At 48.9% G+C, this 18850-nt stretch carries 19 protein-coding genes; 14 read left to right on the top strand and 5 right to left on the bottom strand.

Translation table 11 applies throughout. The annotated features are described in order from the left end of the window. From lepB to rarD, 6 genes are read left to right on the top strand one after another with little or no spacing between them, the layout of a single operon-like run. Nucleotides 1–885, top strand: a complete 885-nt coding sequence (gene lepB / locus AC2UZI_RS05700) for a signal peptidase I (RefSeq protein WP_486942844.1) — start codon at nucleotides 1–3, stop codon at nucleotides 883–885. Continuing rightward, nucleotides 885–1643 (top strand): ribonuclease III, encoded by a 759-nt coding sequence (gene rnc / locus AC2UZI_RS05705; RefSeq protein ID WP_486942845.1) that lies wholly within the window; start codon nucleotides 885–887, stop codon nucleotides 1641–1643. The genes lepB and rnc overlap by 1 nt, the downstream gene beginning before the upstream one ends. Beyond that, a complete protein-coding gene (era, locus tag AC2UZI_RS05710; RefSeq protein WP_486942846.1) occupies nucleotides 1640–2530 on the top strand; it encodes a GTPase Era in 891 nt (296 codons plus the stop codon). The genes rnc and era overlap by 4 nt, the downstream gene beginning before the upstream one ends. Then, nucleotides 2523–3110, top strand: coding sequence for a DNA repair protein RecO (gene recO / locus AC2UZI_RS05715; protein WP_486942847.1), 588 nt, complete (start codon nucleotides 2523–2525; stop codon nucleotides 3108–3110). The genes era and recO overlap by 8 nt, the downstream gene beginning before the upstream one ends. Nucleotides 3111–3112: 2 nt before the next feature. Then, a complete protein-coding gene (locus tag AC2UZI_RS05720) occupies nucleotides 3113–3745 on the top strand; it encodes a PIN domain-containing protein (RefSeq protein WP_486942848.1) in 633 nt (210 codons plus the stop codon). Further along, nucleotides 3745–4659 (top strand): EamA family transporter RarD, encoded by a 915-nt coding sequence (rarD, locus tag AC2UZI_RS05725; protein WP_486942849.1) that lies wholly within the window; start codon nucleotides 3745–3747, stop codon nucleotides 4657–4659. Before AC2UZI_RS05720 ends, rarD begins: the two co-directional genes overlap by 1 nt. Before the next feature lie 79 nt (nucleotides 4660–4738). Here rarD and AC2UZI_RS05730 read toward each other — a convergent pair whose 3' ends face one another. The 3 genes from AC2UZI_RS05730 to AC2UZI_RS05740 form a co-directional block, all read right to left on the bottom strand. Continuing rightward, nucleotides 4739–5449, bottom strand: coding sequence for a Bax inhibitor-1/YccA family protein (locus tag AC2UZI_RS05730; RefSeq protein WP_486942850.1), 711 nt, complete (start codon nucleotides 5447–5449; stop codon nucleotides 4739–4741). A 69-nt stretch (nucleotides 5450–5518) separates the two neighbouring features. Beyond that, nucleotides 5519–5956, bottom strand: coding sequence for a DNA polymerase III subunit chi (locus tag AC2UZI_RS05735; protein WP_486942851.1), 438 nt, complete (start codon nucleotides 5954–5956; stop codon nucleotides 5519–5521). Nucleotides 5957–5958: 2 nt separating this feature from the next. Continuing rightward, the gene (locus tag AC2UZI_RS05740) at nucleotides 5959–7452 is read right to left on the bottom strand and encodes a leucyl aminopeptidase (protein WP_486942852.1); all 1494 of its coding nucleotides are present in this window, start codon (nucleotides 7450–7452) and stop codon (nucleotides 5959–5961) included. A 51-nt stretch (nucleotides 7453–7503) separates the two neighbouring features. Here AC2UZI_RS05740 and lptF point away from each other — a divergent pair, with 51 nt between their 5' ends. From lptF to AC2UZI_RS05755, 3 genes are all read left to right on the top strand, one after another. Next, nucleotides 7504–8628: an LPS export ABC transporter permease LptF gene (gene lptF / locus AC2UZI_RS05745; RefSeq protein ID WP_486942853.1), complete on the top strand. Its 1125-nt coding sequence runs from the start codon at nucleotides 7504–7506 to the stop codon at nucleotides 8626–8628. Between the two features lie 134 nt (nucleotides 8629–8762). Next, on the top strand, nucleotides 8763–9713 hold the full coding sequence (locus AC2UZI_RS05750) for a CysB family HTH-type transcriptional regulator (protein WP_486942854.1): 951 nt from the start codon (nucleotides 8763–8765) through the stop codon (nucleotides 9711–9713). Between the two features lie 194 nt (nucleotides 9714–9907). Next, complete coding sequence (locus AC2UZI_RS05755; protein WP_486942855.1) at nucleotides 9908–10258, top strand: DUF2325 domain-containing protein; 351 nt, start codon at nucleotides 9908–9910, stop codon at nucleotides 10256–10258. Nucleotides 10259–10370: 112 nt separating this feature from the next. Here AC2UZI_RS05755 and AC2UZI_RS05760 read toward each other — a convergent pair whose 3' ends face one another. Further along, nucleotides 10371–10796 (bottom strand): C40 family peptidase, encoded by a 426-nt coding sequence (locus tag AC2UZI_RS05760; RefSeq protein WP_486943724.1) that lies wholly within the window; start codon nucleotides 10794–10796, stop codon nucleotides 10371–10373. A gap of 536 nt (nucleotides 10797–11332) precedes the next feature. Here AC2UZI_RS05760 and AC2UZI_RS05765 point away from each other — a divergent pair. Then, a complete protein-coding gene (locus AC2UZI_RS05765) occupies nucleotides 11333–12640 on the top strand; it encodes an MFS transporter (protein ID WP_486942856.1) in 1308 nt (435 codons plus the stop codon). Nucleotides 12641–12717: 77 nt separating this feature from the next. Beyond that, nucleotides 12718–13605 carry a DMT family transporter gene (locus AC2UZI_RS05770; RefSeq protein ID WP_486942857.1) on the top strand — a complete coding sequence of 296 codons (888 nt, stop codon included), beginning with the start codon at nucleotides 12718–12720 and terminating at the stop codon, nucleotides 13603–13605. A gap of 28 nt (nucleotides 13606–13633) precedes the next feature. Here AC2UZI_RS05770 and AC2UZI_RS05775 read toward each other — a convergent pair whose 3' ends face one another. Further along, on the bottom strand, nucleotides 13634–15280 hold the full coding sequence (locus AC2UZI_RS05775; RefSeq protein WP_486942858.1) for an electron transfer flavoprotein-ubiquinone oxidoreductase: 1647 nt from the start codon (nucleotides 15278–15280) through the stop codon (nucleotides 13634–13636). Nucleotides 15281–15607: 327 nt separating this feature from the next. On the opposite strand from AC2UZI_RS05775, the gene AC2UZI_RS05780 reads away from it, so the two are divergent. The 3 genes from AC2UZI_RS05780 to AC2UZI_RS05790 all read left to right on the top strand — a co-directional run bounded on the left by AC2UZI_RS05780 (nucleotide 15608) and on the right by AC2UZI_RS05790 (nucleotide 18850). Next, a complete protein-coding gene (locus tag AC2UZI_RS05780; RefSeq protein ID WP_486942859.1) occupies nucleotides 15608–16315 on the top strand; it encodes a CoA transferase subunit A in 708 nt (235 codons plus the stop codon). Nucleotides 16316–16323: 8 nt separating this feature from the next. After that, on the top strand, nucleotides 16324–16986 hold the full coding sequence (locus AC2UZI_RS05785) for a 3-oxoacid CoA-transferase subunit B (protein WP_486942860.1): 663 nt from the start codon (nucleotides 16324–16326) through the stop codon (nucleotides 16984–16986). Nucleotides 16987–17071: 85 nt separating this feature from the next. Continuing rightward, entirely contained in the window at nucleotides 17072–18850 is a 1779-nt protein-coding gene (locus AC2UZI_RS05790; RefSeq protein ID WP_486942861.1) for a M24 family metallopeptidase, read from the top strand.

An 18850-nucleotide genomic window follows, 5' to 3' on the forward strand; every position in this document is an offset into this window, starting at 1 on the left:
ATGCGTTGGGACTTTGCCCTGATCTTATTTATTTTGTTGGTTGTTACCGGCATTATTTGGTTTTTGGACCGTTTCTCGCTGGCACCGCGTCGACGTCAGCGTGGTCGCGAAGCGATGGGTGCTATTCAAGACGGGGCAGGAGGGAACGCACTTCATACAGAAACCTTGCGTAAAGAAGCGTATGCAAAAGCGGTACGTATGCCTTGGTGGGTTGAGTACGGGGTAAGTTTTTTTCCGGTCATCTTGTTTGTTTTCGTGTTGCGTTCGTTTATTTTCGAACCGTTTCGTATCCCTTCGGGCTCGATGTTACCTACCTTGCAAAACGGTGATTTTATACTGGTTAATAAGTACGAATATGGTGTACGGATTCCAGTTATTAATAAGAAAGTTATCGAGGTTAACGACCCTAGTCGTGGCGATGTGATGGTTTTTAGGTTTCCTGTAGAACCCGATACTGATTACATTAAGCGTGTGGTTGGCCTACCGGGTGACACCATTAACTACCATAATAAAACGCTGTATGTGAATGGGGTTGAAGTGAAGCAAATTCGTAATGGCGAATTTTTTGAACCCGATCGTGCGCTATATACGGGTCGCTATTTAGAAGAGCTCGGCGCCACTGAACATCACATCTTGCTTGATAAGCGCGGTTCTCAAAGCTATATGCCTATTGTTCGCTTCCCTCATATTGATAATTGCGAATACTCCAACGCGGGTGTGCGCTGTACGGTGCCAGAAGATCAGTACTTTGTCATGGGAGACAACCGTGACAACAGTCTGGATAGTCGTTATTGGGGCTTTGTACCTGACGAAAATATCGTTGGCCGAGCATTTTTAATCTGGATGAACTTTAGTGAACCGAGTCGCATAGGACGATTTCAATAATGGCGCGTTTGAAAAAACTCGAAGAATCCATTGGCCACCAGTTTCTGAATATTTCGTTGCTAGAGCAGGCCATTACACATCGAAGTCATAACTCTCAGCATAACGAACGCCTTGAGTTTCTTGGTGATTCAGTCTTGAACTTTGTGGTGGCTTCGCTGTTGTATCAGCGTTTTGTTGGAATAGACGAGGGCGATTTGTCCCGTTTGCGCGCTAATCTTGTGAAACAAGCGACGCTAGCGGAAATTGCGCAACGACTTTCTTTGTCTGAATATTTGCGCCTAGGTGAAGGCGAGCTGAAAAGTGGCGGTTTCAAGCGTCCTTCCATTTTGGCCGATGCCTTAGAGGCTGTTTTTGCAGCGGTGTACTTAGATGGTGGCTTCGATGCTGCAGAGCGTGCTGTCACGCGACAGTTCGAGTCGTTGTTAACCAATGTGGATCCCAAAACATTAGGAAAAGATCCTAAAACCTTATTGCAAGAAATACTGCAAAGCCGTCGTCTGGATTTACCTCAATATACAGTGATTGCCACACACGGTGCGGCGCATGATCAGATTTTTGATGTTGAGTGTAGAATCGAGAAGTTAGACATTACCGTGGAGGCCAATGGCAGCAGTCGCCGCGCAGCCGAGCAAGCGGCTGCATTACAGGCCATTGAAATTGTCACCACGCAGCATCCAGCGCGTGGCTCACGTCAGTCCAGACGTCAACGTCAGGCGCAGCTAAGTTTACCCGTAGCTGTTAATCAGGAGAACAAATGAGCTCCAACGAATTTCGTTGTGGTTTTGTAGCCGTAGTAGGGCGCCCTAATGTTGGGAAATCCACATTAACGAACGCCTTGGTCGGCTCTAAAGTATCGATAGTATCGCGTAAAGCCCAGACGACACGCCATCGAATTCACAGCGTGTTGACACGCGATGATGAGCAGTTCGTATTCGTTGACACTCCAGGGTTCCAGACACGGCATGGTGGCGCGATGAACCGCATGATGAATCGCGTGGTAACCCAAGCATTGGCCGACGTGGATGTGGTTGTGCAGGTGGTCGAGGCAGGGAAGTGGACGGAAGGCGATGCTCAGGTGGTTCCACTGCTACCAAAAAACAGAAGTGTTATTTTAGTGGTTAACAAGATTGATCTTCTGAAAAACAAGGCTGAATTGCTGCCATTTTTGGCACAACGAAGTGAAGACTTCGATTACGACGCCATTATCCCCTTAAGTGCGGCGCGCTCTGTTCAACTGGATGTTTTGTTGGATGAAATCGCAAAGCACTTGCCGGTAGGCGAAGCCATGTTTGAAGCCGATACCCTGACTGATCGTTCGATGCGTTTTATTGCGACAGAGCTTATTCGAGAAAAAATCTTCAGGCTGGTTGGTGACGAACTTCCGTATCAGTGCACCGTCGTGATCGAGCAGTGGGAAGAAAATGATTCGGGTGCCCGCATTGCGGCTTGTGTACTTATCGAACGAGATAGTCATCGCCCGATATTACTTGGGGCGGGTGGCGAACACATGAAGCGCATTGCCTCAGAGGCGCGTCAAGACATTGAACGCATGCTTGAGAAACAAGTCTTTTTAGACGTGTATATAAAAGTTCGCAAAGGGTGGTCGGATCGCGACGCATCGCTTCGTGAGCTGGGGTATGAGTAGAAGGCGCCAACAAGTACGCCACCAACGTGCCTACGTATTACATTACACGGCGTGGCGTGAAACGTCGCTAATCCTTCAGGTCTTTACTAAAGGGTATGGTTGTATTCCTTTAGTGGCCAAAGGTGCGAAAAGACCTCACTCTGCCTTAAAGCCGGTCTTGTCGGTATTTCAGCCACTGTTTCTTAGTTGGTCTGGCGCGAATGAGGTTAAAACCTTAACCCAAGCCGAATGCGCAGGCATTTATCCGTTGACAGGTACGGGAATGATGTCTGGCTGGTATATGAACGAGCTACTGCTGCGTTTACTACCTCGAGAAGACCCACATCCTTTGCTCTTCGATGCTTACGAGCAGGCATTACAGCAGTTGGCTCAAGAGCCCCGTACGGCGCCGTTGGCATTACGGCGCTTTGAGTGGATACTTCTGCAGCAGATCGGTTATGGTTTGGATCACGAGATGCCTGATTTTTCAGATCCTGAGCTCGAGCCGCATCTGCGTACCTTGCTTCGCGAGCGCATTGATCAGCAGCTTGGTCGTCCGCTACGTACTCGTGATGTATTAATGGATTTACAGCAGTATTAATAATGGGTTCTGTGTTGAAGCCTTCATTGCCTGAGCAGTCAGATTCAGCAGCACTTGTCTTGGTGTTGGACGCCTGCGTGCTCATTTCAAATGTATTGCGATTTCTCTGCTTGGGTTTGGCTCGAGCAGACGTCTATCTGCCTGCATGGAGCGCGATTATCGGCGATGAGTGGGCTCGTAATGCTTCCCGATTATGGAAGGTGCCGGTACAGGCTCTGCATCAGGATTGGGAGGCGTGGCAACGAGAATTCCCCCATGCGGATCAAGCAAATGTTCAAGCTTATAAAGAAGGGTTGAAGTACAGTGACCCTAAAGATTGGCATGTCATTGCCGCTGCCCGCTCTGCTCAGCTGGCTTATCCTGAACATCACGTGCACATATTGACCAAGAATGTGAAAGACTTTAATCGTTCTGAACTCAAGCGTTTGGGGTTGTCGGTACTGCCTTTAGATCAATTTTTGTTGAATGTTCTGGGTACGCATCCCGCTATTATGGCCACGCTGTTAGAACAATTGCCCGCGGCGGTTAAACTGTCAGATAAACCGTTATTAAGTGTCGATGCACTGTTAAAACGAGAGCGCTTATTCGGCCTAAATCGTCGTTATCAGCAAATGTTGCTGTTAAAAGGTAAATAATGAAAAAAGGGATTGGCCTTTCGGTTGGCGCTTCGGGCTTATTCGCGCTTTTGTATTATTACACGACGCTATTAAAGCCCTTAGATGGCACCGAGGTGTTCGCGTGGCGCGTTTTGCTTGGCTTCCCCGCTTTAGCAGTGGTGATTACGCACTTTAAGCGGTGGCCCGAAGTCTGGATGGTGCTTAAGCGAATGGTTACCGATATACGGTATCTATTTTTGCAGGTGCTTTGCTCTGTATTATTCGGCGTGCAGTTGTGGTTGTTTGTGTGGGCGCCATTGCATCAAAAAGCATTAGATGTGTCGATGGGCTATTTCTTATTGCCCTTAATGATGGTGTTGTCGGGTAGGCTTTTCTATAAAGAAAAACTGAGCACCATGCAGTGGATAGCCGTCGGTTTTGCTGTGCTTGGGGTCACACATGAACTCTTGCGCACTTACTCGTTTTCCTGGGCAACAGCGTTAGTGGTGTTTGGCTACCCACCGTATTTCGTATTACGGCGTTTTCTGAAAGTGGGCTCCTTAACATCACTGTATTTTGATTTTGGTTTTTTATTACTCCCTGCCGCTTACATTTTAATGAATCAGGACATCGGCGTCGCTCAGCAGTTCGGTGGCAACGGGTTCTTGTATGTAAAGGTATTAGTGTTCGGTATTATCAGTTCGGCGGCGCTATTGGGTTATTTAACCGCTAGCCGTTTATTACCGCTTAGCTTATTTGGGATATTGGGCTATGTAGAGCCCGTTTTATTGTTCTGGGTGGCTTTCCTATTGCTGGGCGAACCCGTTCAAGCACACGAATGGCTCACCTACATTCCTATCTGGATTGCCGTGTTAATCGTAGCCTTAGAAGGGTTTCTAGCGTGGCGTAATGATATTGTTAAGCGACGAGTTATAGCACCGACACGTAAATAGCGCTAAGGCGGCTACGCATATAAAAAATGCCCCCAATAATTGGGGGCATTTTCGTTGTTCGCTTCGGCAACAGTAAGGCTTAGTCGTTATTACCACCAAAGATACCCAATAGCATCAATAAGTTAGTAAAGATGTTATAGAGGCTTAGATAAACAGCTAGCGTTGCTGTGATGTAGTTGGTCTCGCCGCCACGCATAATGCGTTGTAGATCAACAAGTAAAAATGCTGAAAAGATGGCGATGGCCAGAACCGAAATGGTCAACATCAAGGCAGGCATTTGCAAAAAGATGTTTGCAATAACGGCCACGATGAGTATGACAGCGCCAATCATTAAAAATTGGTGCATTCCGCTAAAGTCGCGTTTGGATGTAGACGCTACCGTAGCCATCGTTGCGAAAACGGCACTCGTGCCACCAAACGCTAACATGATCAGCTGCGAACCGTTGGACATCCCCAGAACAAAGCCCAACATTCGAGACAGCATGATGCCCATAAAGAAGGTGAACGCCAGTAATAGCGCTACCCCAAGAGAGCTGTTTTTATTGCGCTCGATTAAAAACATCAAGCCAAAAGCACCGACTAAAAACAGCATGACTGTCATGCCGGGGCTGGCACCCATGATTTGATTAATGCCGGTGCGTAAGCCCACCATAGCGCCCAGTACCGTAGGCACCATGGACACAGCAAGAAGCAGGTAGGTGTTGCGCAAAACACGGTTTTGCGCGAGTTGTGATTGAGCGCCTGTTGAGCCAGAATGCTCAGGCAGGCTTGAATGACGAAAGTCGCTCATGATGCATCCTTCAAAGCAAAATAATAAGTTTAAGGTTAACTTACAATAAGCTGAACACGCAAATTGTTTTTAGCCTTTTAATTGGTGCGCTTTAACGACGCAACCGTTTGCTTGGTATTGCCGCCAACGGGCCCGTGCTTCGTCACGATCAATGTCGTCGTGCGAGACAATTTCCAGTATACGTGCAAAGCGCTCGACATTGGGAGGGTAATTGGACGACAAATTCATCAGCCAAGCAGGTTCTGAACCTACATGGCTGATGTTCGGGTCGGGGTCCCGCTGGCACAATACGATGGGTGTGTTCGCAGCCAGTTCGTCATCGGCTTTAACATGCGGAACGAAAGCGCTAGGCTGAAACCCCCATAACAGGTGGTCAAAGCGTGTCAGTTGCCTGTTGTCGTCAATAAAGATAATAAGGCGTCGTCCAAGTAAATACTGCTTACGCACGACATCACATGCCGTGCGTAAGCGATCTGAGGCGCCAAATGCGAAGTCGACGCGAACCATTATTACGGCGTTTGGTTCAACAGGAACTGTACGAGCAGTGGAACAGGGCGTCCGGTTGCGCCTTTATCTTTGCCACTACGCCAAGCGGTACCGGCAATATCTAAGTGAGCCCAGCGGTACGCTGCGGTAAAGCGTTGCAAGAAGCACGCTGCTGTGACGGCGCCTGCAGCAGGACCACCAATGTTAGCGATGTCAGCAAAATTAGATTTTAGCTGTTCTTGGTATTGCTCATCTAAAGGTAAGCGCCAAACTAGATCACCACTGGTTTTAGCAGCAGCGATGAGTTCATCAGCCAATGCATCATCAGGGCTAAACAAGCCGGTATTGACGTGTCCTAGCGCCACCACGCAAGCACCAGTTAGCGTTGCCATGTCAATAACCACCGAGGGCTTGAATCGTTCTGCGTAGGTCAGAGCATCGCATAATACGAGGCGGCCTTCGGCGTCTGTATTCAGGATCTCAATGGTTTTACCGGCCATGCTCGTGACCACGTCACCAGGCTTGTTGGCGGTGCCGCTGGGAAGGTTTTCGCAGGCGGCAACCAGCCCAATGACTTTACGGTCTAGCTCTAGCTCTGAAATAGCGAGCATGGTGCCGAACACACTGGCGGCGCCACCCATATCGTATTTCATTTCGTCCATATTCGAAGCAGGCTTGAGAGAGATACCACCAGCGTCGAAAGTTAAGCCTTTGCCCACTAAAACAATAGGACCATCTTGATCATCGGTTTTGGTGGTGGGGGTGTGAGTAAAGATAATAAAGACCGGAGGTTGCTCCGAGCCTTTAGCTACAGAAAGAAAGGACCCCATCTTCAACGCTTCCATTTGCTTGCGTTGTAGTACTTCTACCTTCAACGTTGGGTATTGCTTCGCCAACTTCTTAGCCTCTTCTGCTAGGTAGGTGGGGGTGCAAATGTTGGGAGGTAGGTCAGCCAGTAAGCGCGTAAAATTAGAGCCTGTTGCGACGGCAGCACCTTCACGTAGACCTTCTTTAGCTTCGGTTGATTGTGTACGAGCGACCCACACGGCAAATTTTTTCAGTGCGATGGGGTCTGCTTTTTTGCTTAAGGTCGCATCGAAGCGGTAGGTGCTTGATACAACAGCTTGGGCAGCAGCGTTACTGCGTTGACGTAGCGTTGTAGCATCGCAATCAATGGTGGTTAGCGCTGATACGGCTTCTTTAAGATTTGCCTGAATGCAGTACCGAGCAAAGCTGCTCTCAGCTTGGGCGTGGGTTTTTGCTGAGTATTTGCTTTGTTCGCCTAGGCCTACCAGTACGATGCGCTCGGCTTTCACGCCCGAAAGATTACGCAAAACAAGCTGAGAACCTGCTTTGGCGTTAAACTCACTTTTTAACGCAGCACGTATTGCGCCATCGCTTGCGCGGTCGATAATGTCGGCAGCCGGAGATAATACGTTGTTGGTGAATAGACCGACGGCCAACGCAGCAGTCTTAATTTGATGCAAAGAGGCCGAGGTTTGTGTGCTAAATTCCATACGTTTTTCCTATTAATGCAGGCAATAATTCGTTAACCTGCCTATTGTCTCATGTCTTTATTTAAACGTAGCGCTGTATCTGAAATTCTCAGTCACGCAGGGGTGGTCTTATCAACCCTTTTGATCGTGTGGCTAAGTGTACTGCTGGTTCGCTTGGTAGGCGAAGCAGCTAGCGGTAGCATTGGCGCTGACGTTGTGCTGGGCATGGCTTTGTTTTCAACCATAACCGCCTTGCCGGTTATTTTATCCGCCTCGCTATTTATTGCTGTACTCACTACCATCACGCGTACGTTTCGTGAATCCGAAATGGTAGTGTGGTTTGCAAGTGGCTTATCACTGCGCAGTTGGATAGCACCCACATTGCGTTGCGCGGTGCCGGTAGCACTGATCATCGCCATGTTGACTTTTTTTGCCTCTCCTTGGGCTTACCGCCAAATCTCCGAGTACAGACAGCGCTTCGAGCTACGCTCTGATCTTAGCAAAGTCACTGTGGGACAGTTCGTTGAGGTAGAAAATGGTGCGCGTGTGTTTTTTACTGAAGCGCCTACCAATGACAGCGATGAGCTGGGAAATGTGGTGGCCAGAGTCATTGATCCGCAATGGTTTAGTGTAATTACTGCCCAAAGTGCTCATGTGGAAACTGAAGAAAATGGCGATCGATTTTTAGTGTTAAACGAAGGGCATCGGTACGACATGAAGCCTCAGAGCCCCTTATTTCGTATCACTGACTTCGAACGTTACGGGGTGCGCCTTGAAAGCCGAGACGACATGAGCTCACCCGAGCAAATACGGCTTCAGGCCTTACAACAGATTAAAGCCAGACCCAATGCGCAACTGCTTAGTGATCGCACGGATCAGGCGTTTGCACAGCTGATGTGGCGTTCGGCACTGCCGATCGCTGCGCTGAATTTAGCGCTTTTGGCCATACCTCTAGGGGCCGTTAACCCGCGTATAGGTAAATCAGGAAACATGCTGATGGCAGGCTTATTGGCGTTGCTCTACATGAATCTTATCAACCTGTCGCGGGGTTGGATCACGAATGGTGTGTTAAGTTTCTGGTCAGGCGTGTGGTTAGTGCACGTGATATTTATGGCGCTAACCTTAGTTTTGCTATGGCATAAAACGCGAATTAGGGCGCCTAAAGCGCTAACGCATTCGTCGTCAGAAAGTCGCTGACGATACATGTAGCCGCTTGCTTTGCTGTTGCAGCGGTATAGCTTAGCTTTTATCTTTCTATGCATATACTCAAATAGAATATAAAGGCTGTCTCTTATTACCTATAATTGAGAGACAACAGGGGCTATATACATATGAATCTTCAGCAATTTCGTTTTGTGCGCGAAACCATTCGTCGCAACTTTAACCTTACGGACGCCGCTCGCTCGCTATATACGTCACAACCTGGCGTATCGAAAGCGATTATCGAATTGGAGGACGAGCTGGGCATTAAGATCTTTGAACGTCATGGTAAACGGATCAAAGGTTTAACTCGTCCAGGGGTCGCAGTGGCTGAGGTGATCAACCGCATCATGCGAGAGGTTGATAATTTAAAGCGGGTCAGTGATGACTTTGCGAAGAATGATGAGGGTGCGTTGGTGATTGCGTGTACGCATGCTCAGGCACGCTATTTATTACCCAAAGTTATTCCTGAATTCCGTAAACGCTTTCCTAAAGTGCATATGTCGTTGGCTGAAGGTAACCCGCCCCACCTAGCGCAAATGGTTTTGCACGAGCAAGCTGACGTAGCGATTGCTACAGAGACCTTGGCAGAAACCCCGGGCTTGGTGGCATTACCGGTGCTTGAATGGCAACACACCATTGTGGTGCACCCTGATCACCCTCTAGCGCAACTGCAAACGCAGGCCGCACGCAATATTAGCTTAGCGCAAATCGCTGAATATCCTATTGTTACTTACGATAAGGCCTTTTCTGGTCGTCGCTCTATTGATGAGGCGTTTGAGAGGGCCGGGGTAGTACCCGATATCGTGCTTGAGGCTATTGATGCTGACGTCATCAAAACCTACGTGGATGTGGGTCTGGGTATTGGAATCATTGCCGGTGTTGCGTTTGATCCGCGACGCGACAAGGGTTTAGTGGGTTTAGATGCAGGACATTTGTTTGGTCTGCATATGACCCGAGTCGCCATTAAGCAAGGTACTTTCTTGCGTGACTATGTTTATGTCTTGCTTGAAATGTTGGCGTCAGAGCTAACTCGAGACGTCGTAGAGAAAGCCATAGAAGATGGCATTGCTCCAAATTAACAGGCACTAGCGTTTTTAAGAAGAGAATGGCGGCTGTTAGGTCGCCATTTTTGTGCTTAAGGTGCTTGCGTTGTAGTGTTTTAATGGTGAAAACGTTGTCGTTAACCTGACAAACTTGCTGGATATCTAAATTAATTTGACAATACTAATGAGAATGATTATCGTTTAGGCATTAATCTTCTATTGGAGTGAATATGTCACAGCAAGTGCGTGCAATTATCGTTGGGGCAGATAGGTTAGGCAATATTCCAGCATTGCTTGATTTACATAATATTAAAGTGAAGCAGCACATTAGCGGTCGCGACCCCTCGCACCAAAAAAAATCGTTACAGCTACCTTCCGGTACAGAACTGTTGATCTTGTTAACAGATTTTTTAGGGCATAACGTGATGAAGACCTTTAGGTCAGCTGCGCAGCGTTCCGGTGTGCGAGTGCTAGCCTGCAGAAGGTCTGTGTGCAGCATTAAGCAGGCGCTAGCGCAAGAGGGTTTTTGTGAGGTTTGTCCATACAGCAAGAAAGCAGAAAAAACGGTAACCCTGCAGTAAGCGAGACAGACATAATGATCAGTAAGAAAAAAGCCCAGTGTTAAGGCATTAACACTGGGCTTTAATCATTAGAAGTACGTTGGGTGCAGCTTGGGTACTTCCGCTAAGTTTGTTATTTCGCTGCGACGATACGTCTGGCACCGTTATAGCGGCTTTTCCAGTAGGATACGGTCATGTCTTCAACGCGCACTACGGCGCCTGTACGGGGAGCATGAACAAATTTATTGTCGCCAAGATAGATTCCCACGTGCGAGAAACGAGCGCCGCGGGTATTGAAAAACACCAAATCGCCTTCTTCCAGTTGATTACGCTTTACCGACTCGCCAAAGGATGCCATCTGAGCTGACTGACGCGGCAGTTTTAACCCTAACGACTTTTCTGCGACATAACTAACCAAGCCACTGCAATCAAACCCTGTGTTGGGGCTTTCACCGCCAAATCGATAATTAACACCTAAAAATGATAAGGCCGTGCTTACAACTTCTTGGCCGGCTTCTGCGGATTGATTGTGTCGGTCTGAGCCATAAGATATTCGAATGTCGCCCTGAGCACGGTTTGCTAAGTAGGAGCCGAGGGGATCCGATTGCGTACGGTAGCTATAGTCGCTACTGAGATCAGAGAACAGATCGTCAAGCGCCGCGTAATCGTTATTAGAGCCGGTGGAAGCACAACCTGTTAATACCAGTGCGCCGCACAGAGGGGCGAGACGTATAACGAGGGATGCTGAAAATGCAGAGGTTAAGCGCTGGTAAAACCGTAGGTGTGGTGGCATGGTGTTTTAAGCTACTGTTATGGCCTGCATGACGTTTTAAGGATTGCAATAAGCCTATTGTTTTTACGTGTAGATAAAACAAATTAGCTGATTTAAAGAGAAGTACGGTTCGAGAACGTCAAGATGTGCAAATTGAACAATATTCAGTGACCGAGTTTACCTAAGGAAACCTATCTCGTAAACCTCAAAGCCCAGTTTAATATGTAAATCACGACGATAACGCTCCTATTACATCGACGTTAAATGGAAATGCCGGTTTTAACGTATGATTTAGCGTCGTTCATCACGAATTTAAAGGTCTCATGTCCACGTATTCCAAACCAAGATTACGCTTTCGCGCCGCGTTACAAAACGATGTATCCCTTCGCGAGCTGTGGGCTTGGGCTATGTATGATTTCGCTAACTCTGGCTATACCACCGTGGTATTAACCACGGTGTTCAGCGCTTACTTTGTTGGCGTGGTGGCAGCGGGCGAGTCGTGGGGGACTTTAGCCTTAACAATGGCCTTGTCCCTCTCATATCTGATGGTGATGCTGACAATGCCGGCGTTGGGCGCTAAGGCCGATGCACGCGCCCAGAAACGGCGCTTGCTGTTCAGCTCTACCTTAGGGTGCGTGGTGGCGACCCTGTTCCTATCTCGTTCGGTGGGCGGAGATGTATGGTGGGCCCTTGGTTTTATTGTGCTTTCAAACTATTTTTACTGCGTCGGCGAGTCGATCATCGGCGCGTTTTTACCCGAACTTGCCAAACAAGAGGCACTGGGTAGAGTGTCGGGGTGGGGCTGGGGGTTTGGCTATTTTGGCGGAATGCTGACGTTGGGTATTGCCTTGTTCGTAGTGACGCAAGGAGAGGCTGCAGGCGCTTCCGCTGAACAATATGTACCTTGGGTGATTGCCATTGCTGCAGTGGTGTTTTTGCTGGCGGCCATTCCTTCTTTTCTCTGGTTAAAAGAACGTTCGCCTGCCAGTCAGCGTCCGTCGGTAGGGATGCTGACACGACTGGCGTTGGCGTGGGGTGAAACGCGTGATCATTTTCCGGATTTACGTAAGTTATTAATTTGCGGTGCTTTCTATCAGGCGGGTATCGCTGTCGTTATTACCTTATCGTCGGTGTATGCAACGCAGGCCATGGGTTTTTCCATGAGTCAGACCATGTTGTTGGTGTTTACGGTGAATATCGCCGCGGCAATAGGGGCGATGGTTTTTGGGTCTGTACAAGATCGTGTCGGACATAAACTGGCGTTAGCGATTACCTTAGTCGGCTGGTTGGTAATGGTGGCTTTAGCCGCGACGGCGCAAAGTAGCACACAATTTTGGCTCTCTGCGGGTGTAGCTGGCGTATGTATAGGCAGCAGTCAAAGTGCCGGACGCGCTATGGTGGGCGCTTTTGCTCCTGCCAAGCGTTTGGGCGAGTTTTATGCGCTATGGACCTTCGCTATTCAGTTAGCCGCCGTTGTCGGGCCGCTTTGTTATGGGTTGGTTAGTTGGCTAACGGATGGTAATCATCGCTTGGCGTTGAGTTTTACCAGTTTGTTTTTTGTGGCCGGTTTACTGGTGTTGTCTCGCATTGATTTTTATCGTGCGATGGAGCAAAAACAGCGGGCAACCTAAATTGTTCAAATCATGATGTTTATTAAGCGTATCGCCCAGATGGCGGGCTGTAGATACATCGTTTTCTGGGGAAGTTTTTGAGTAAGACAGCTGAGCAGGGCGCGCTGGCATTAATGTGTGCCACGATCGCTTTTTGGAGTTTTAGTTGGATCGTCATGAAGACGATGGTCAATTATATTGGACCTATCGATTTAGTGGCTTATCGCTACGTTATTGCTTTTGCTTTTTTATTTTTGGTGCAACGTTATCAACGCATTCCATTTGTTATGCCGCCTTTGCTGCTTTCTTTTGGTATTGCTGTTTTTCAAACGGTGGCATTTCAAGTGCTGTCTCAATTCGCTTTGATTCAAAGTGGGGCGGGCCATGTTGTATTGCTAGCGTACACGATGCCTTTCTGGGCGGTTTTATTTTCGTGGATCTTATTAAAGTCGCGCCCCAATGTGAAGCAGTGGATCGCTTTGGGCTTTGGTCTATTGGGGCTAATGTTGGTGTTAAGACCCTGGAGTCATCTCGATAATGTGGGGGCGTCTCTGCTGGGATTGGCCTCAGGGGCAAGCGGAGGTTTTGGTCTAGTATTGTCAAAAATACTGTTTGATAGGCATAAGCCCAATGTATTGAACCTGACTGTGTGGCAGTTGTTGATGGGGGCGATTATTACTGTGCCGTTGGCCTACTTCGTTCCTCAGCGAGAAACCGTTTGGGTCCCTACCTTATATGTGGGGTTGCTTTACATGTCTGTGTTGGCCTCTGGCTTAGGGTGGTTGATGTGGTTGGCTGTGATTCAGCGTGTCTCAACGCCGGTGGTCAGTATGTCCAGCTTAGGTGTGCCGGTATTAGCGATATTACTAGCGTGGTTATTGCTTAGAGAACAACCAACCACCTTAGATTTAATCGGGGTAGCGATGGTCGTGATGGGTTTGGTCGTGGTTAATCTACCCAGTCGACGTCCAGCGTTAAGTGGCTAGTGTAAAAAAGGGCTATGCAGCCCTTTTTTTACATACCGTTATAAACGGGGCCTTCGCCGCCTTGCGGGGGAACCCAAACAATGTTCTGTTTAGGGTCTTTGATATCACAGGTTTTACAGTGCACGCAGTTTTGCGCATTAATTTGCAGCTGATCAGCCCCACTATCGTCTTTCACAAACTCGTAAACCCCTGCAGGGCAATAACGCGCTTCGGGCCCCGCATACTTGGCAAGATTAACGGTCACAGGAATGCTTGGGTTGACCAACGTTAGGTGTACCGGTTGATCTTCTTCATGGTTGGTGTTGGAAATAAAAACCGAGCTGAGCTTATCAAACGTTAATACGCCATCGGGTTTTGGGTAATGTATGGGCGAGCACTCCGCCGCTGGCTGCAAACTATTGTGATCAGCCTTTTTGTTTTTTAATGACCAAGGCATTTTTCCACGCAGTACAAGTTGCTCAATGCCTGTCATTAAGGTGCCTACGGTTCTGCCTTTTTTAAACCATTGCTTGAAGTTGCGAGCCTGATTGAGTTCGTCGAAGAGCCATGATTGTTCAAAGGCGTGCGTGTAGGCGTGAAGCTCGTCGTGCTGTCTAGCGGCAGTAAGGGCCTCGATAACGGCGTCAGCAGCCATTAACCCGCTTTTTATCGCTGCATGACTACCTTTAATACGGGCGCTATTGAGAAAGCCAGCCTCGCAACCCAATAAGGCACCGCCGGGGAAAACAAATTTAGGTAACGATAATAAGCCACCCGCTGTGAGCGAACGAGCCCCGTAGGCAACGCGTTTAGCGCCTTCGAAGGTGGGGCTGATATGCGGATGAGTTTTATAACGTTGAAACTCGTCGAAAGGAGAAATCCAGGGGTTTGCGTAATCCAGACCAACGATCAAGCCTACAACGACCATGTTGTTATCTAAGTGGTAGAGAAAGGCTCCTCCGTAGGTGTCGGCATCAAGGGGCCACCCTGCCGAGTGCAGTACTAAGCCGGGTTGCGAGCGCGAAGGGTCGACCTCCCACATTTCTTTGATACCAATGCCATAGCTTTGGGCATTTCGGTCGGCGTCCAGTTGGTAATTACTGATCAGTTCGCGACCTAAGTGTCCGCGTGAGCCTTCAGCGAATAATGTGTACTTCGCCAACAACTCCATTCCCGGCTGGTAGTTAGCGCTTCGGCTACCATCGCGCATTACGCCCATATCACCAGTGACCACACCGCGTACGGCGCCGCTTTCTGTATATAGAAGGCTAGCAGCGGCAAAGCCGGGGAAGATATCCACGCCAAGACCTTCTGCATAGTCGCCAAGCCATTTCGATAACTCGCCTAAGCGCACGATATAGTTACCGTCGTTTTTAAAACAGTTGGGAAGCATCCACGATGGCGTGCGTTGAGAGGATTTCTCGCTGAGGAATAAAAAACGGTCTTCGTTAACCTCTACCTGCACCGGAGCCCCTTTTTCTTTCCAGTCGGGTATGAGCTCGCTCAGTGCTCGTGGGTCCATCACCGCACCGGAAAGGGTGTGAGCGCCAATTTCCGCACCTTTTTCAAGTACACAAACGCTAATTTCTTGATCGTTCTGGATAGCTTGCTGCTTTAGCCGAATAGCGGCAGCTAAGCCTGCGGGACCTCCGCCAACGACAAGAACGTCGTATTCCATCGATTCGCGTTCAGACATGCGTAGTGCTCTCCGTATAAAATTTATTATGGCCGGCTAACCGTTCGTGGTGGCAGTGGCACAATCAGGATTAGAATAAACTCATTGTAGAGCAGGATGAAGAGGATGGAGAAACCTCTCCAAGTTACACCTTTGTTTGAAAGGGGGTTCGGTCAATACAAATCGCTATACTATGATGAGTCCGTTGAAGCTAAACGGCTTTAAGCGTCGGATTTATTACGTTAGTCATCGTGCAACGAGAAGCGCTTTGCTAAGTCTTCTCATTTGTTCGATAGGTGTTTATAAATTCCTAAGGCATAGCATCCAATCATTTTTAAGGAATGTGGCATGAACAAAGTGTATTCAAGCGCAGCCGAAGCGCTTGCTGGGGTCGTGGCCGATGGGCAAACGATCGCTGTTGGCGGTTTTGGCTTGTGCGGTATCCCTGAAATGCTGATTGCTGCGTTGCGTGATGCCGGTGTGGGCGAACTAACGTGCATTAGCAACAATGCCGGTGTTGATGGCTTTGGTTTAGGCCAACTATTGGAAACTCGCCAAGTAAAGAAAATGATTTCTTCTTATGTGGGCGAGAATAAAGAGTTTGAGCGGCAATTTCTAGCCGGAGAGCTTGAGCTCGAGTTTACGCCCCAAGGCACCCTTGCCGAAAAATTACGGGCGGGTGGTTCTGGTATTCCCGCTTTCTTTACGGCGACGGGCGTCGGCACCGTGGTTGCGGATGGCAAAGAAGTGCGTGAAATTAATGGCAAGAACTATGTGCTTGAGCATGCTTTGGTGTCGGACGTGTCACTGGTTAAAGCGCAAGTTGCTGATCGAAGTGGCAACTTAATATTCAGAAAAACGGCACGAAATTTTAATCCGGACGTAGCGAAAGCTGGAAAAATCACCATAGTTGAAGTGGAAGAAATCGTAGAGAACGGTGAGCTTGACCCTGATCATATCCATTTGCCGGGTATCTTCGTACACCGTATCGTTGTGAATTCCACCCCCGAAAAACGCGTAGAGCAGCGCACAGTACGTAGTACCACAGGAGGCTAAGTATCATCATGGCTTGGAACAGAAATGAAATGGCAGCGCGCGCAGCGCGTGAGCTACGAGACGGCTTTTACGTTAATTTAGGCATAGGGATGCCTACGTTGGTGGCTAACTATGTACCCGAGGGCGTAGAGGTATCGTTGCAGTCTGAAAATGGGTTGTTAGGTATTGGCCCTTTCCCTACAGAGCAAGACCTTGATGCCGACCTAATTAACGCTGGAAAACAAACGGTAACGACCTTACCTGGCTCATCCTTTTTCTCGTCCTCGGATTCATTTGGCATGATCCGTGGTGGCAAGATCAATTTGGCTATTTTAGGTGCGATGCAAGTGTCCGAGCGCGGTGATCTGGCTAACTGGATGATTCCGGGCAAGATGGTTAAGGGCATGGGCGGCGCCATGGATTTGGTTGCAGGGGTTGAGCGGGTCGTTGTGCTAATGGATCATGTCGCAAAACGTAAAGAGGGTGGCGAAGATTTGAAGTTGTTACCCGAGTGTACGCTTCCATTAACCGGAGTCGGGGTAGTCGATCTTATCATCACGGATTTAGGGGTATTTGAAGTGGGTGAGAGCGGCTTGGTGCTGACTGAGCTGGCTCCTGGTGTCAGTGTTGATGAGGTCATTCAGAAAACCTCTGCCGCTTTAGACGTATCGGCGGTCGTTCAGCAAATTTAATCGTAGCCTCACCGCTAGTTAGGGGGCGCATCGCCGTAAGCATGCGCCCTTGTCTTTTCATTATTCAGCCACACAACGCCTAACCATGAACCAACGTTTAATAGCTCTTCGTGACGTGATGCGCGCCGATCAAGTCGCCGCTTTGTATATCCCTAGCTCTGATCCTCATTTGTCTGAGTACTTGCCTGAGCATTGGCAAGGGCGATCCTGGATCAGTGGTTTTCATGGCTCGGCAGGTAGTGTGCTGATTACCGAAGATTTCGCTGGTTTATGGACGGATAGTCGGTACTGGGTTCAGGCGCAAACCGATCTGGATGGTTCTGATTTTACGCTTATGAAAGCGGGGGCAGAGGGTGTAGCTACGCCCATTGAATGGGTCCGTGCAAATTTGAAAACAGGCAGCGTGATCAGCTTTGATGGCGAAGTCATGTCGCTGGCGCAGCTTGACGAGTGGTTGGCGTTAAGCGATGCGGGTTATGCCATTGATGATAGTTGCGATTTGCTGACCCAAATATGGCCGGATCGCCCGGGCTTGCCGAATGAGCCGGTTTACGAGCATATCGCGCCTTTTGCGCAACGCGAGCGTGCTCAGAACGTGGGTCAAGTGCGTGACGCCATGCGCAATGTAGGTGCTGACTGGCACTTGCTATCTAGCCTCGATGATATTGCATGGCTATTTAATTTACGGGGCGCTGATGTTTCTTACAACCCCGTTTTTCTTGCTCATGCCTTGATCTCGCAGGACGAGCTTCGTTTGTATGTAGAGTTAAGCAAACTACCTCCTGATTTGCAGCAGCGTTTAGGCAAAGAGGGGGTCAGCTTGCGTGGCTATGCTTCGCTTGCCGACGATTTGGCTCAATTAGACAGCGCAATTACGCTTTTGGTGGATCCGCAACGCGTGACCAGTGGTGTGGTAGCACCTGCTTCCCATGTCAATTTATGCCGCGCTACGAATCCGAGCCAGTTGATGAAAGCGTTAAAAACCGATGCTGAGATCGAGCACGTTCGTGTCGCGATGCGGTCGGATGGTGCCGCATTGTGTCGATTTTTCTCTTGGTTCGACTCGAAGGTAAACACGCAGACGATTACCGAACTTGATGTTGATCGGCGTTTACTCGAAGAGCGTGCTAAAGAACCTAATTTTGTGTCGCCCAGCTTTGGAACCATTGCGGCTTACGGTCCTAATGGAGCCATGCCTCATTATCAAGCGACGCCCGAATCTTATAGCGAGATTCGGGGTGATGGCTTACTGCTTATTGATTCAGGGGGGCAGTATTTAGGGGGGACCACCGACATCACCCGAGTGGTACCTGTAGGTAACCCCAGTGAGTTAGAAAAACGTGACTTCACGCTGGTGCTTAAGGGAATGATCGCGTTGTCTCGCGCTCGCTTTCCTCAAGGTGTTACCGGCCAGCAACTTGATGTTTTAGCGCGTCAACCTCTTTGGGAAGAAGGCTTAGAGTTCGGTCATGGCACAGGGCATGGCGTAGGATACTTCTTAAATGTGCATGAGGGGCCTCAGTCCATTTCATGGCGCGGAAGAGGCGGGCCGGGTGTCGCCATGCAAACAGGGATGATTACGTCGAACGAGCCGGGACTGTATCGAGATGGCCAGTGGGGTATTCGTATCGAAAATCTCATTGTTGTTAAAGCACCTGAAGAAACACCATTCGGTCATTTTCTGAGCTTTGAAACGTTAACGCTTTGCCCCATTGATACGCGGTGCGTGTTATCAGAATGGCTGACACCCATCGAGAAAGATTGGTTAAATGCTTATCATGATAAAGTGCGCGCCGAGTTATCGCCGCTACTGAGCGGAGAGGCTTTACAGTGGCTCACACATAGAACCGCCCACATAGTCTAA

The organism is Paenalcaligenes sp. DL 463 (genome assembly GCF_057475185.1).

Excerpts from the sequence above, each read along its gene's own strand:
- AC2UZI_RS05720 (WP_486942848.1), top strand. The coding sequence starts at position 3,113 with ATGGGTTCTGTGTTGAAGCCTTCATTGCCTGAGCAGTCAGATTCAGCA.
- lptF (WP_486942853.1), top strand. The coding sequence starts at position 7,504 with ATGTCTTTATTTAAACGTAGCGCTGTATCTGAAATTCTCAGTCACGCA.
- AC2UZI_RS05750 (WP_486942854.1), top strand. The coding sequence starts at position 8,763 with ATGAATCTTCAGCAATTTCGTTTTGTGCGCGAAACCATTCGTCGCAAC.
- AC2UZI_RS05740 (WP_486942852.1), bottom strand. The coding sequence starts at position 7,452 with ATGGAATTTAGCACACAAACCTCGGCCTCTTTGCATCAAATTAAGACT.
- recO (WP_486942847.1), top strand. The coding sequence starts at position 2,523 with ATGAGTAGAAGGCGCCAACAAGTACGCCACCAACGTGCCTACGTATTA.
- AC2UZI_RS05755 (WP_486942855.1), top strand. The coding sequence starts at position 9,908 with ATGTCACAGCAAGTGCGTGCAATTATCGTTGGGGCAGATAGGTTAGGC.
- AC2UZI_RS05735 (WP_486942851.1), bottom strand. The coding sequence starts at position 5,956 with ATGGTTCGCGTCGACTTCGCATTTGGCGCCTCAGATCGCTTACGCACG.
- AC2UZI_RS05785 (WP_486942860.1), top strand. The coding sequence starts at position 16,324 with ATGGCTTGGAACAGAAATGAAATGGCAGCGCGCGCAGCGCGTGAGCTA.
- era (WP_486942846.1), top strand. The coding sequence starts at position 1,640 with ATGAGCTCCAACGAATTTCGTTGTGGTTTTGTAGCCGTAGTAGGGCGC.
- lepB (WP_486942844.1), top strand. The coding sequence starts at position 1 with ATGCGTTGGGACTTTGCCCTGATCTTATTTATTTTGTTGGTTGTTACC.
- AC2UZI_RS05730 (WP_486942850.1), bottom strand. The coding sequence starts at position 5,449 with ATGAGCGACTTTCGTCATTCAAGCCTGCCTGAGCATTCTGGCTCAACA.
- rarD (WP_486942849.1), top strand. The coding sequence starts at position 3,745 with ATGAAAAAAGGGATTGGCCTTTCGGTTGGCGCTTCGGGCTTATTCGCG.
- rnc (WP_486942845.1), top strand. The coding sequence starts at position 885 with ATGGCGCGTTTGAAAAAACTCGAAGAATCCATTGGCCACCAGTTTCTG.
- AC2UZI_RS05775 (WP_486942858.1), bottom strand. The coding sequence starts at position 15,280 with ATGTCTGAACGCGAATCGATGGAATACGACGTTCTTGTCGTTGGCGGA.
- AC2UZI_RS05780 (WP_486942859.1), top strand. The coding sequence starts at position 15,608 with ATGAACAAAGTGTATTCAAGCGCAGCCGAAGCGCTTGCTGGGGTCGTG.
- AC2UZI_RS05790 (WP_486942861.1), top strand. The coding sequence starts at position 17,072 with ATGAACCAACGTTTAATAGCTCTTCGTGACGTGATGCGCGCCGATCAA.
- AC2UZI_RS05765 (WP_486942856.1), top strand. The coding sequence starts at position 11,333 with ATGTCCACGTATTCCAAACCAAGATTACGCTTTCGCGCCGCGTTACAA.